This window comes from Kitasatospora sp. NPDC094019 (genome assembly GCF_044764505.1).
Classification (GTDB): Bacteria; Actinomycetota; Actinomycetes; order Streptomycetales; family Streptomycetaceae; genus Kitasatospora.
This window is the reverse complement of the sequence record NZ_JBIWIF010000007.1, coordinates 445,395-458,031: the sequence shown is the minus strand read 5'-3', so window position 1 is coordinate 458,031 and position 12,637 is coordinate 445,395. Positions and strand designations below refer to the sequence as shown.

10 protein-coding genes are annotated in these 12,637 nt (G+C 73.0%); 6 read left to right on the top strand and 4 right to left on the bottom strand.

Annotated elements, in window-relative coordinates:
* Window positions 1-164: 164 nt before the first annotated feature.
* The gene (locus ACIQ9P_RS19230) at window positions 165-1,115 is read right to left on the bottom strand and encodes a PAC2 family protein (protein WP_402356931.1); all 951 of its coding nucleotides are present in this window, start codon (window positions 1,113-1,115) and stop codon (window positions 165-167) included.
* 317 nt (window positions 1,116-1,432) lie between these two features.
* Between ACIQ9P_RS19230 and ACIQ9P_RS19225 the strand changes: the two genes are divergently transcribed.
* On the top strand, window positions 1,433-1,960 hold the full coding sequence (locus ACIQ9P_RS19225) for an SRPBCC family protein (protein WP_402356928.1): 528 nt from the start codon (window positions 1,433-1,435) through the stop codon (window positions 1,958-1,960).
* A gap of 27 nt (window positions 1,961-1,987) precedes the next feature.
* Here ACIQ9P_RS19225 and ACIQ9P_RS19220 read toward each other — a convergent pair whose 3' ends face one another.
* Complete coding sequence (locus tag ACIQ9P_RS19220) at window positions 1,988-2,509, bottom strand: hypothetical protein (RefSeq protein WP_402356925.1); 522 nt, start codon at window positions 2,507-2,509, stop codon at window positions 1,988-1,990.
* A gap of 6 nt (window positions 2,510-2,515) precedes the next feature.
* On the opposite strand from ACIQ9P_RS19220, the gene ACIQ9P_RS19215 reads away from it, so the two are divergent.
* The 4 genes from ACIQ9P_RS19215 to ACIQ9P_RS19200 all read left to right on the top strand — a co-directional run bounded on the left by ACIQ9P_RS19215 (window position 2,516) and on the right by ACIQ9P_RS19200 (window position 9,481).
* Window positions 2,516-2,752, top strand: a complete 237-nt coding sequence (locus ACIQ9P_RS19215) for a hypothetical protein (protein WP_402356923.1) — start codon at window positions 2,516-2,518, stop codon at window positions 2,750-2,752.
* A gap of 480 nt (window positions 2,753-3,232) precedes the next feature.
* Window positions 3,233-6,742 (top strand): methionine synthase, encoded by a 3,510-nt coding sequence (gene metH / locus ACIQ9P_RS19210; protein ID WP_402356920.1) that lies wholly within the window; start codon window positions 3,233-3,235, stop codon window positions 6,740-6,742.
* Window positions 6,743-6,883: 141 nt separating this feature from the next.
* Window positions 6,884-7,588 carry an HAD family hydrolase gene (locus ACIQ9P_RS19205; RefSeq protein WP_402356917.1) on the top strand — a complete coding sequence of 235 codons (705 nt, stop codon included), beginning with the start codon at window positions 6,884-6,886 and terminating at the stop codon, window positions 7,586-7,588.
* Between the two features lie 285 nt (window positions 7,589-7,873).
* A complete protein-coding gene (locus tag ACIQ9P_RS19200; RefSeq protein WP_402356914.1) occupies window positions 7,874-9,481 on the top strand; it encodes an ABC transporter substrate-binding protein in 1,608 nt (535 codons plus the stop codon).
* 119 nt (window positions 9,482-9,600) lie between these two features.
* On the opposite strand, the gene ACIQ9P_RS19195 is transcribed toward ACIQ9P_RS19200, so the two are convergent.
* Together ACIQ9P_RS19195 and ACIQ9P_RS19190 are read right to left on the bottom strand one after the other, a co-directional pair.
* Window positions 9,601-10,272 carry a response regulator transcription factor gene (locus ACIQ9P_RS19195; protein ID WP_030299918.1) on the bottom strand — a complete coding sequence of 224 codons (672 nt, stop codon included), beginning with the start codon at window positions 10,270-10,272 and terminating at the stop codon, window positions 9,601-9,603.
* Window positions 10,273-11,181 (bottom strand): RecB family exonuclease, encoded by a 909-nt coding sequence (locus ACIQ9P_RS19190; RefSeq protein ID WP_402356910.1) that lies wholly within the window; start codon window positions 11,179-11,181, stop codon window positions 10,273-10,275.
* 179 nt (window positions 11,182-11,360) lie between these two features.
* Between ACIQ9P_RS19190 and ACIQ9P_RS19185 the strand changes: the two genes are divergently transcribed.
* Window positions 11,361-12,581, top strand: coding sequence for a site-2 protease family protein (locus tag ACIQ9P_RS19185; protein WP_402356907.1), 1,221 nt, complete (start codon window positions 11,361-11,363; stop codon window positions 12,579-12,581).
* Window positions 12,582-12,637: the final 56 nt, after the last annotated feature.

Below are 12,637 nucleotides of genomic sequence, written 5' to 3'. Positions count from 1 at the left end.
CGTCGGGGGGCCCCCCCCCCCCCCGGGGGGGGGGGGGGGGGGGGGGGGGGGGGGGCGCCCCCCGCCCCGGGGGGGGGGGCCCCCCCCCCGCCGGGGGGGGGGGGGGGGGGGCCCCCCCCCCCCCCCCCCCCCCCTCCGGCATTCCACCGGCAGGCCGGGAGGGCTCAGTCCTCCTCGGCGCCGTCCTGGCTCTCCCGGGCCGTCGGCGGCTCCGGCTCGGCCGGCCGCTCCGCGGTGGCGTGCCCGGCGACGGGCTTCTCCCCGGTCGGCCCGACGTTCTCCCGGCGCCGCAGGTACCGCTCGAACTCCCGGGCGATCGCGTCGCCCGAAGCCTCCGGCAGCTCCGCGGTGTCCTGCGCCTCCTCCAACTGCTGGACGTACTCGGCCACCTCGCTGTCCTCGGCGGCCAGCTGGTCCACGCCCAACTGCCAGGCCCGGGCGTCCTCGCCGAGCTCGCCCGGCGGGATCCGCAGGTCCAGCAGGTCCTCCAGCTTGTTGACCAGCGCCAGGGTGGCCTTGGGGTTCGGCGGCTGCGCGACGTAGTGCGGCACCGCCGCCCACAGCGTCACCGCCGGCACCCCGGCGTGCGTGCACGCCTCCTGGAGCACCCCGACGATCCCGGTCGGACCCTCGTAGCGGCTCTCCTCCAGCTCCAGCCGGCGGGCCAGATCCGGGTCCGAGGTGACACCGCTGACCGGCACCGGGCGGCTGTGCGGGGTGTCGCCGAGCAGCGCGCCCAGGATCACCACCAGCTCGACTCCCAGCTCGTGCGCGAATCCGAGCAGCTCGTTGCAGAACGAGCGCCAGCGCATGCTCGGCTCGATGCCGCGGACCAGCACGACGTCCCGGGTGGTCGGCTCGGTGACGCGGATCACCGAGAGCCGGGTGGTGGGCCAGGTGATCCGGCGCACGCCGCCGTCCAGCCACACGGTGGGCCGGTTGACCTGGAAGTCGTAGTACTCCTCCGCGTCGAGCGCGGCGAACACCTTGCCGCCCCAGGTCTCGTCCAGGTGCGCCAGAGCGGCCGAGGCGGCGTCACCCGCGTCGTTCCACCCCTCGAAGGCGCACACCATCACCGGGTCGATCAACTCGGGAACTTCCTCCAGCTCGATCACCCAGCGTCTCCCTCCGGTCGGCGGCCACCGCCCCACCCGGCCGGGAATGCCCGGGTGCCGGCGGTCGGAAGCCGACGGTCGAACCTCTCGTCACCCATGGAACGCCTCGCTCCATGGTCCCTACCTGCCCAGCCTACGGGCTTTGAAGCGCCGTTCCGCCGGGCCACCGGGACAGTCTGGGCGAGGGGGCGGCCACGATCCAGCGGTTATCCCGGCGGGCCCGCCGGGACCGTCCCGGCTCCGGCCGCGCCCGGGCGCCGGGACGGCGCGATGATGGGTGGTGGGGCCGGGCACACGGGCTGTGAGGAGCGCGGCGGATGGGCGGACGGCGGTGGACGGCGGCCGTGGCGGCCGCGGTGGTGGCGGCGGTCGCGGCCGGACTGGCGGCGGCGCTGGCCGCGGGCCGGCGGCTGCCGGTGGAACACGTCAGCGAGGGCGGGCTCGAACTGGACCGGCCGCCCGGCGAGGTCTGGGACGTGCTGACCGCCGTCGACCTCTTCCCGTCCTGGCGCCCGGGGCTGGCGCACGTCGAGCGGCTGCCCGCCACCGCCGCGGGCCACCCGCGCTGGCGCGAGTACGGCAGGCACGGCCACACCACCTACGAGGTGGTGGAGAGCGCCGCCCCGCACCGGCTGGTGACCGGCATCGCCGACCCGGACCTGCCCTACGGCGGCACCTGGACGTACGTGCTGACCCCGGCGGGCCGGGGCTGCACGCTCACCGTCACCGAGCACGGCGAGGTGTACCAGCCGCTGTACCGGGCCGTCTCCCACTACCTCACCGGCGAGGGGGCCACCGTCCACCGCTACCTGGGCGCGCTCGCCCACCGGATGGCCGCCGCCTGAGCTCCCGGACCCCGGGACGGGGGCGGCTCAGCGCACCCAGTCGCGCCGGTAGTCGGCCCAGTTCTCCTCGGTGGCGGCGAAGTCCACGTACAGGCCGACACCGAAGTTCGCCCGGTCCCGGTCCTGCCGGCCGAGGCCCAGCCGGATGCCCCGGATCCCGGCGGGCACCGTCTCGGCGCGGCCCCAGTGGCCCCACTTGTCCTCCCAGTAGAACGGCAGGCCCATCAGCAGGTCGACGTCGGCCGGGGTGGCCTCCAGCGCGAGTTCGGTCTGGTAGGCGTTGTAGGCGCCGTAGAAGCCCTCGGTCGGCATGCTGGAGTCGTAGGTCATCACCGCGATCTGGTCGACCCTGCGGGCGGTGGCGGTGAAGTACGCCTGGTCCCACCACTTGCCGTGGTCGGTGAGGGCGATCGCGACGGTGTGCTGGAACGGCAGCGGGTCGATCTGCGGGGCCGCCACCGACAGTTTCGCGCCACGCCCGGCGGTGACCGGGCGGACCTGGTCGAGCAGGGCGAGCCAGCCCGCCGAGCCGGGCCGGATCGGCTCCATGTCGAAGTGGACGCCGTCGAAGCCGAGGTCCAGGACCTGGCCGGCGGAGGCGGTGACCCGGGCCCGGGTGGCGGCGTCCTCCAGGTCCAGCGCGTCCTTCTCGGCTTCACCTCGTCGCCGAGCCAGCTCTGCACCCGGATCCCGGGCAGCGCCCGGTGCGCGGCCCCGGTGAACCAGCGCGCCCGGGGGTGCGCGGCGGGCGGCAGCGAGCCGTCGTGCTCCAGCGGACCGGTGTGCACGTAGAGGTCGCGGACGCCGGTGCCGGCCAGCCGTTCGGCGAGGGCGGCGACGTCCGCGTCACTCTTCCGGCCGTCCACCCAGGCGTGGCCGAGCCAGAGCGCGTCCCGGCCACGGCTGCGGGCCTCGGGGGAGGGGTCGCCGACGTACTGCAGGCGCAGCGCGAGGGCGGCCGAGCCGATCGGGACCAGCACCACGGCGAGCGCCGTCAGCGCCACCACCAGGCTCTTGCGCCATCGCGACCAGCCGCGCCAGCGGGACCGGAGCGCCCGGGTCCGGGCCGCCGCGGCCCTCCCGGTCCGCCGTACGCCGTCTCGTAGCACTGTCCGAATCCTGGTCACCCGGTCGTTCCCCCCTGTTCGGCCGAGCGTTCAGGATACGGAACAGGTGCCCTTCTCCCGGCGGGGGCCGGATACCCTGGCCACGTGCGTCCCCGACTCAGCGGGTTCGCAAAGCCGACAGCCGTCGCACCCAGGGAGAAGCCCCATGGCCATTGCCGCCAGCCCGTCCGTCACCCCGCAGAGCCGCGCGAACGCGCTGCGTGAGGCACTCGCCACCCGGGTGGTGGTCGCCGACGGGGCGATGGGCACCATGCTCCAGGCGCAGGACCCGTCGCTGGAGGACTTCCAGAACCTGGAGGGCTGCAACGAGGTCCTCAATCTGACCCGGCCCGACATCGTCCGCTCCGTCCACGACGCGTACTTCGCGGTGGGCGTGGACTGCGTGGAGACCAACACCTTCGGCGCCAACTTCTCCGCGCTCGGTGAGTACGACATCGCCGACCGGATCTTCGAGCTCTCCGAGGCCGGCGCCCGGCTGGCCCGCGAGGCCGCCGACGCGCACGCCGCCGAGGACGGCCGGACCCGCTGGGTGCTCGGCTCGATCGGCCCCGGCACCAAGCTGCCCACCCTGGGCCACGCCCCGTACGAGGTCCTGCGCGAGGGCTTCCGGGTGAACGCGGCCGGTCTGATCGCCGGCGGCGCGGACGCCCTGCTGGTGGAGACCAGCCAGGACCTGCTGCAGACCAAGGCCGCGATCCTGGGCTCCAAGCAGGCCCTGGCCGAGGCGGGCCTGGACCTGCCGGTGCTGGTCCAGGTGACGGTGGAGACCACCGGCACCATGCTGCTCGGCTCGGAGATCGGCGCCGCGCTGACCGCGCTGGAGCCGCTCGGCGTCGACTACATCGGCCTGAACTGCGCCACCGGCCCGGCCGAGATGAGCGAGCACCTGCGCTACCTGGCGAAGAACGCCCGGATCGGCCTGTCCTGCATGCCCAACGCGGGCCTGCCGGTGCTGGGCAAGGACGGCGCGCACTACCCGCTGAGCCCGTCCGAGCTGGCCGACGCGCACGACCTGTTCACCCGTGACTACGGCCTCTCGCTGGTCGGCGGCTGCTGCGGCACCACCCCCGAGCACCTGCGGCAGGTGGTCGAGCGGGTGCAGGGCCGCCCGGTCGCCCCGCGCGAGCCGCGTCCCGAGGCGGCCGCGTCCTCGCTGTACCAGTCGGTGCCGTTCCGCCAGGACACCTCCTACCTGGCGATCGGCGAGCGCACCAACGCCAACGGCTCGAAGAAGTTCCGCGAGTCGATGCTGGCCGGCGACTGGCAGGCGTGCGTGGAGATCGCCCGGGACCAGATCCGGGACGGCTCCCACCTGCTCGACCTCTGCGTGGACTACGTCGGCCGCGACGGCGTCGCCGACATGAAGGAGATCGCCGCCCGGCTGGCGACCGCCTCCACGCTGCCGATCGTGCTGGACTCCACCGAGCCGGAGGTGCTGCGGGCCGGCCTGGAGTCGCTGGGCGGGCGGGCCGTGCTGAACTCCGTCAACTACGAGGACGGGGACGGCCCGGAGACCCGCTTCGGCCGGATCGCCTCGCTGGCCCGCGAGCACGGCGCCGGCCTGATCGCGCTGACCATCGACGAGGAGGGCCAGGCCCGCACCGCCGCCAAGAAGGTCGAGATCGCCGAGCGGCTGATCGCCCAGCTGACCGGCGAGTACGGCGTCGACGAGGGCTCGATCCTGGTCGACTGCCTGGCGTTCACGCTCGGTACCGGGCAGGAGGAGTCGCGCCGGGACGGCATCGAGACCATCGAGGCGATCCGCGAGCTCAAGCGCCGCCACCCGGACGTGCAGACCACCCTCGGCCTGTCCAACATCTCCTTCGGCCTCAGCCCGGCCGCCCGTATGGTGATCAACTCGGTCTTCCTGAACGAGTGCGTCGAGGCGGGTCTGGACTCGGCGATCGTGCACGCCTCCAAGATCCTGCCGATGGCGCGGATCCCCGAGGAGCAGCGCGAGGTCGCGCTCGACCTTGTGTACGACCGCCGCAGCGAGGGCTACGACCCGCTGCAGAAGCTGCTGCAGCTGTTCGAGGGCGTCTCCTCGTCCTCGGTCCGGGCCTCCAAGGCGGAGGAGCTGGCGGCGCTGCCGCTGGAGGAGCGGCTCCAGCGGCGGATCGTCGACGGCGAGCGGAACGGCCTGGAGGCCGACCTCGACGAGGCGCTGACAGAGCGCCCGGCGCTGGAGATCGTCAACGGCACGCTGCTGGCGGGCATGAAGGTGGTCGGCGAGCTGTTCGGCTCCGGCCAGATGCAGCTGCCGTTCGTGCTCCAGTCGGCCGAGGTCATGAAGACCGCGGTGGCCCACCTGGAGCCGCACATGGAGAAGTCCGACGACGAGGGCAAGGGCACCATCGTGCTGGCCACCGTCAAGGGCGACGTCCACGACATCGGCAAGAACCTGGTCGACATCATCCTGTCCAACAACGGCTACACCGTGGTCAACCTGGGCATCAAGCAGCCGGTCTCGGCGATCCTGGACGCCGCCCAGGAGCACCGGGCGGACGTCATCGGGATGTCCGGCCTGCTGGTCAAGTCCACCGTGATCATGAAGGAGAACCTGCAGGAGCTGAACCAGCGCAAGCTGGCGGCCGACTACCCGGTGATCCTCGGCGGCGCCGCGCTGACCCGCGCCTACGTCGAGCAGGACCTGCACGAGATCTACGAGGGCGAGGTCCGCTACGCCCGGGACGCCTTCGAGGGCCTGCGGCTGATGGACGCGCTGATCGCGGTCAAGCGCGGCGTGCCCGGCGCCACCCTGCCGGAGCTCAAGCAGCGCCGGCACGCCCGGGTCGAGGTCGAGGAGCCGGAGGAGGTCAACCTCGGCCAGATCCGCTCCGACGTCTCCGTCGACAACCGGGTGCCCGAGCCGCCGTTCTGGGGCGACCGGATCGTCAAGGGCGTGCCGTTCGCGGACTACTCCTCCTGGCTGGACGAGGACGCCTTGTTCAAGGGGCAGTGGGGCCTCAAGGCCGCCCGGAGCGGCGAGGGCCCGTCGTACGAGGAGCTGGTGGAGACCGAGGGCCGGCCGCGGCTGCGGATGTGGCTGGACCGGCTGCAGACCGAGGGCTGGCTGGAGGCGGCGGTCGTCTACGGCTTCTACCCGGCGAACTCCAAGGGCGACGACCTGGTCGTCCTCCACGAGGACGGCAGCGAGCGGACCAGGTTCACCTTCCCGCGCCAGCGGCGCGGGCGCCGGCTCTGCCTGGCCGACTTCTTCCGTCCGGAGGAGTCCGGGGTCCGCGACGTGCTGGGCCTCCAGGTGGTCACCATGGGCAACCGGATCTCCGAGGCGGCCAACGAGCTGTTCGCCGACAACTCCTACCGGGACTACCTGGAGCTGCACGGCCTGTCCGTCCAGCTGGCCGAGGCGCTGGCCGAGTTCTGGCACGCCCGGGTCCGCTACGAGCTCGGTTTCGGCGACGAGGACCCGCAGGACGTCAAGGACATGTTCGCGCTCAAGTACCGCGGCGCCCGGTTCTCGCTCGGCTACGGGGCCTGCCCGGAGCTGGAGGACCGCGCCAAGATCGCCGAGCTGCTGAAGCCCGAGCGGATCGGCGTGGTGCTCTCCGAGGAGTTCCAGCTGCACCCCGAGCAGTCCACCGACGCGATCGTGATCCACCACCCGGAGGCCAAGTACTTCAACGCCCGGTAACGCGCACGCTGCGCAGCGTTCGCTTCATTCGGGGTCCCCGGGCGTATCCTTGATGATCCTGAACGGGCCGGTCCGCTCAAAAGCGGGCCGGCCCGTGCCATCCCCGGGTCCGATCCGGGCACGGACGGAAGGATCCCGCCAATGACCACCATCTCCACCGCCACCCCGACCCTCGGCCGCGACGACGACGGCGGCCTGCAGGCGGTGCTGCTGGACATGGACGGGACGCTGGTCGACACCGAGGACTTCTGGTGGCAGGCGGAGTCCTCGCTCTTCGCCGAGCTGGGCCACGAGCTGACCGCCGAGGACCGCGCCCACGTGGTCGGCGGCCCGATGACCCGGGTCATCGACCACCTGCTGCGCAGCACCGGGGTGGACCTCTCGCCGGCCGACCTGACCGTGCTGATCAACCGGCGCTTCGTCGACCTGCTGGACGGCGGGGTCCCGCTGATGCCGGGCGCCGAGCGGCTGCTCAACACGCTGGCCGCGCACGGCGTCCCGGCCGCCCTGGTGTCCGCCTCGCACCGGCACATCATCGACATCGTGCTCCGCTCGCTGGGCGCCGAGCACTTCGCCTTCTCGGTCGCTGGCGACGAGGTGGCCCGCACCAAGCCGCACCCGGACCCGTACCTGGAGGCGGCCCGCCGGCTCGGCGCCGACCCGGCCCGCTGCGTGGTGGTGGAGGACGCGCCGACCGGGGTGAGGGCCGCCGAGGCGGCCGGCTGCCCGGTGATCGCCGTCCCCTCGGTGGCGCCGATCGAGCCCGCGCCGGGACGCCTGGTGCTGTCCTCGCTGGAAGAGGTCGATCTGGAGCTGCTGCGCTCGCTGGTCGCCTCGCGAGTGTGATTGTCGTCTCATTGCGGAGCGCCAGTACCGACCGGTAAGCGCACGGATCCGGCCGGGTCGGGGGACTGCCCGGGGAGAAAACGGGCATTGCCTGACAACTCGTGGGAGAGGCCAGCCCAGCACCCCCGCCCGTGTCCCAAACGTCACCGGTGCGGGTATCGGGGGTGTGTGTTCGATATGGCACGCTACTCCAGTTCGTTCCACCCCCCGAGCCCAGGCACCGCCGCTGACGGGCACCCCCGTCGTGCCCGCGGTCGCAGCCCCGCACCCAGAAGGACGCGACCCGTGAAGACTTCCGCTGAACGACTGGCCGTCCTCGGCTGCGCCGGCCTCGTGGCCGTTTCGGTGGCCGGCTGCGGCTCGGTGACCGACGCCGTCAAGGGGGACAGCGACAAGGCGATCACCCTGGGCACCACCGCGACGACCAACGCCCTGGACCCGGCCGTCGCCTACGACGCCGGTTCCTGGCTGCTGCTGCGCAACACCTTCCAGTCGCTGCTCAGCTACCCGGCCGCGTCGAGCGCCCCCACCCCGGACGCCGCCCAGTCCTGCGAGTTCACCGCGGGCGACGCCACCCAGTACCGCTGCACGCTCAAGAGCGGGCTGAAGTTCTCCAACGGGCACGCGCTGACCTCCGCCGACGTGGTCCACTCGATCCAGCGGACGCTGAAGATCAACGACCCCAACGGCCCGGCCGGCCTGCTGTCGTCGATCAAGACGGTCGAGGCGGTCAACGACACCGAGGTGCTCTTCCACCTCGCCCAGCCCGACGCCACCCTCCCGGCGAAGCTGGCCGGCCCGGCCGGCGCCATCGTCGACCAGGAGGTCTTCCCGGCCGACAAGGCGCTGCCGAACGACAAGCTGGTCGGCTCCGGCCCGTACAAGATCGACTCCATCGAGGCGACGCCCAAGAGCGGCCCCGCCAAGGTCGTGCTGCTGCCCAACGACAAGTACACCGGCGACGCCAAGCTGCGGAACAAGAAGTTCGTGCTGCGCTACTTCGACAAGCCGGCCGACCTCAAGACCGCGATCGACAACGGCGAGGTCGACCTGGCCGACAACAGCCTGGAGCCGAACACCGCCGCGCAGATCCTCTCCGACCAGCAGGGCGGCAAGACCGACCTGCGCGTCGTCGAGGGCGACAGCAACGACACCCGGTACCTGGTCTTCAACACCAAGGACGCCACCGCCGGCAACGTCGCCGTCCGCCAGGCCGCCGCCCAGCTGGTCGACCGCAAGGCGCTGGCCCGCGACGTCTTCGCCCGCACCGTCCAGCCGCTGTACTCGATGGTCCCGGCCGGCGTCACCGGCCACAACACCGCCTTCTTCGACCGCTACGGCGACCAGGACCCCGCCAAGGCCAAGGCCATCCTCGCCGCCGCCAAGGTGGCCACCCCGGTCAAGCTCAACCTCACCTGGTCCCGCTCGCGCGCCGAGGCCGTCGAGGCCGAGACCCTCAAGAAGCAGCTGGAGGCCGGCGGCCTGTTCCAGGTCACCGTCCAGCAGGAGCCCGACTGGGACGCCTTCAAGAAGGGCTGGAACGAGAGCAAGTACCAGATGTACCTGATCGGCTGGTTCGCGGACTACCCGGACCCCGACAACTACGTCGCGCCGCTGATCGTCGACGGCGGTGCCTACCACCACGGCTGGGACGACCAGCGGATCAGCCAGAAGCTGGTGCCCGACACCCTGAAGCAGACCGACCGGGCCGCCGCCAGCAGCACCTACGCCCAGATCCAGGGCATCGTGGCCGAGAACGCCCCGCTCATCCCGCTGTTCCAGAACAAGGCGTTCTACACCTCCCGCTCCAACATCACCGGCGTCGAGTCGACCGTCGACACCACCGGCTTCTTCCGCTTCTGGGAGATCGGCCGGGTCGGCAAGGGCAAGTGACCCGCGAGGGCGCGTGACCCGAGGGGCGCCGGCGCCCCGCACACGACGAAGCGGCCCGCCCGCTCCCACCCCGGACGACCGGGGGAGGGGAGCGGACGGGCCGCCGTCCGTTCCGGCGTCTAGAGCGCTCCCGGCCGCACCAGGCCGCTCTCGTACGCGTACACCGCAGCCTGCACCCGGTCCCGCAGCTGCAGCTTCGTCAGCACATGGCCGACATGCGTCTTCACCGTCGTCTCGCTGACGAACAGCTCCGCCGCGATCTCCGCGTTCGACAGCCCGCGCGCCACCAGCTTCAGCACCTCCAGCTCCCGCTCGGTCAGCGCGTTCAGCGCCTGCGGCGGCGCCTCCTCGCCCGAGGGCAGCTTGGTGGCGTACATGTCCAGCAGCCGACGGGTGATCGACGGCGCAAGCATCGCCGCGCCGTCCGCCACCACCCGGATCGCCTGCACCAGCTCCTCCGCCGGCACGTCCTTCAGCAGGAAGCCGCTGGCACCCGCGCGCAGCGCCTCCACCACGTACTCGTCCAGGTCGAAGGTGGTGAGCACCAGCACCTTGGCCGGGCCGTCCCGCCCCGGACCGGCGATCCGGCGGGTCGCCTCCACCCCGTCCATCCGCGGCATCCGGATGTCCATCAGCACCACATCGGGCTGCAGCGCCCGCACCTGGTCCAGCGCCTGCTGGCCGTCGCCGGCCTCACCGACCACCACCAGGTCGGACTCGGCCTCCAGGATCATCCGGAAACCGGTGCGCAGCAGCGGCTGGTCGTCGACCAGCAGCACTCGGATCGTCACCTAGGACTCCTTGCTCGTCGGATCCCCCGTGGGATCGTCCTCGTCGGGCGTACGCGCCAGTGGCAGCGGGTACGGCGGGGGCGTGCCGCCGAACTCCGGACAGCTGGCCCGGTGGTCGCACCAGTCGCAGAGCCGGTTGCGGGTGGCCGGGAAGTCGCCCGTGGCCACCGCCAGGCCGATCCGCTCCCACAGCGCCAGCAGCTTGCGCTCCACCGCGAGCAGGTCCGCCTCGTCCGGGTCGTAGCTCACCACGTCCCCGCCGCCGCCCAGGTAGACCAGCTGCAGCCGCCGGGGGAGCACGCCCTTCCAGCGCCAGACCACCAGCGCGTAGAACTTCATCTGGAACATCGCCTTGCCCTCGAAATCCCTCGAAGGCGCCCGGCCGGTCTTGTAGTCCACCAGCCGGACCTCGCCGGTCGGCGCGACGTCGACCCGGTCGATGTACCCGCGCAGCAGCAGCCCCGACTCCAGGGCCGTCTCCACGTACAACTCGCGCTCCACCGGATGCAGCCGGGTCGGGTCCTCCAGCCGGAACCACTGCGCGACCAGCTTCTCCGCGTCCCCCAGCCAGCGCGTCAGCGCCGCGCCGTCCGGGTCCTCCGGGAACAGGTCCGCCAGCTCCGGCCGCTCGCCCAGCAGCCGCTCCCACTGCGGCCGCAGCAGCCCCAGCGCCCGCTCCGGCGTGCGGTCCGCCGCCGGCGAGTCGAACAGCCGCTCCAGCACCGCGTGCACCAGCGTGCCCCGGGTCGCCGCCGAGCTCGGCGGCTCCGGAAGCCGGTCGATCACCCGCAGCCGGTACAACAGCGGGCAGGTCAGGAAGTCGCCCGCGCGCGACGGGGACAGCCCGGTCGGGGCCGCCGCCGCCCGCGCCGGGGCCACGACGGCGCTGCTGGTCTCGGTCTGCTGCATACCCCAGACCCTATTGCCCCGTGCTGTCATCCCGCTGCCACGGTGCTGCCGCAAGCCGCCGCGGCTGGGTATGAAGCAGGGGAGGGCGAGGGGCGCGCGCCGCCCGACCGTCCCGATCACGTAGCGTGGGCGCACCGGCGCGCGGCGCGCGCCGGTGGCAGACGGACGAAGGGAACACGGTGAGCGACTCCAGTGGCCGGCCGACCTCCGACCAGCCACCGCCCGGCGGCGGCACCCGGACCGGGCCCCCGCCGCCCGAGGACCCGGAGCCCCGCGGCGGCATCCTGATGGGCCGCCCCTTCGGCGTACCGATCTACGTCACCCCGTCCTGGTTCGTCATCGCCGCCCTCATCACCTGGGTCTTCGGCGGCCAGCTCGACCGGGTCCTGCCCGAGCTCGGCGCGGCCCGCTACCTCGTCGCCTTCTTCTTCGCCGTCGCCTTCTACGGCTCCGTGCTGATCCACGAGCTCGCCCACACCCTGGTCGCCCTGCGCTACAAGCTCGGCGTGCGCCGGATCCAGCTGCAGTTCTTCGGCGGCGTCTCCGAGATCGAGAACGAGGCCGAACGTCCCTGGCGCGAATTCTGGCTCGCCTTCGTCGGCCCGCTGCTCTCGCTCGTCCTCGGCGGCGTGTTCTACCTCGCCCTCCAGGCCGTCGAGCTGTCCACCGTCCCCGGTGTCCTGCTCACCGGACTGATGGCCTCCAACCTCGTCGTCGCCGCCTTCAACCTGCTGCCCGGACTGCCGCTGGACGGCGGCCGGATGCTGCGCGCCGTCGTCTGGGCCGTCACCGGCCGGCCGATGGCCGGTACCGTCGCCGCCGCCTGGGCCGGCCGGGCGCTCGCCGTCGCCGTCCTGATCGGCCTGCCACTGGTCAGCTCCGCCCGGGAGCTCGACCGCAGCCGCACCGACACCCTGGTCGACGCCGTCCTCGCCGCCGTCCTCGCCGCCATCATCTGGAACGGCGCCACCGGCGCCCTGCGCAACGCCCGGCTCAAGGAGGTCCTGCCCGGCCTGCGGCTGCGCGACCTCGCCCGCCGGGCCGTCGAGGTCACCGCCGACACCCCGCTCGGCGAGGCCATGCGGCGCGCCCACGAGGCCCGGGCCGGCGCCGTCGTCGTCGTCGACGGGCGCGGCGAGCCGATCGCCCTCGTCCGCGAGTCCGCCGTGCGCGCCGTCCCCGAGCACCGCCGGCCCTGGGTCGCGGTGGGCCCGCTCGCCCGCGACCTCGAACCCGGACTGCGGCTGTCCGCCGACCTCGCCGGCGAGGACCTGCTGCGCGCCGTCCGGGCCACCCCCGCCGGCGAGTACCTGGTGGTCGAGGAGGACGGGCGGGTGTTCGGCGTCGTCGCGCTCACCGACATCGAACAGCGGCTCACCGCGGCCGTCACCGGCCGCTGACACGACCGCCGGGGGAGGCCGGGACGATCACCTGGTAAGGCGGACGGCGCGCTTCC

Coding starts and splice junctions, on each gene's coding strand:
- ACIQ9P_RS19225 (WP_402356928.1), top strand. CDS start 1,433: ATGGGCGGACGGCGGTGGACGGCGGCCGTGGCGGCCGCGGTGGTGGCG.
- ACIQ9P_RS19220 (WP_402356925.1), bottom strand. CDS start 2,509: ATGGAGCCGATCCGGCCCGGCTCGGCGGGCTGGCTCGCCCTGCTCGAC.
- metH (WP_402356920.1), top strand. CDS start 3,233: ATGGCCATTGCCGCCAGCCCGTCCGTCACCCCGCAGAGCCGCGCGAAC.
- ACIQ9P_RS19205 (WP_402356917.1), top strand. CDS start 6,884: ATGACCACCATCTCCACCGCCACCCCGACCCTCGGCCGCGACGACGAC.
- ACIQ9P_RS19190 (WP_402356910.1), bottom strand. CDS start 11,181: ATGCAGCAGACCGAGACCAGCAGCGCCGTCGTGGCCCCGGCGCGGGCG.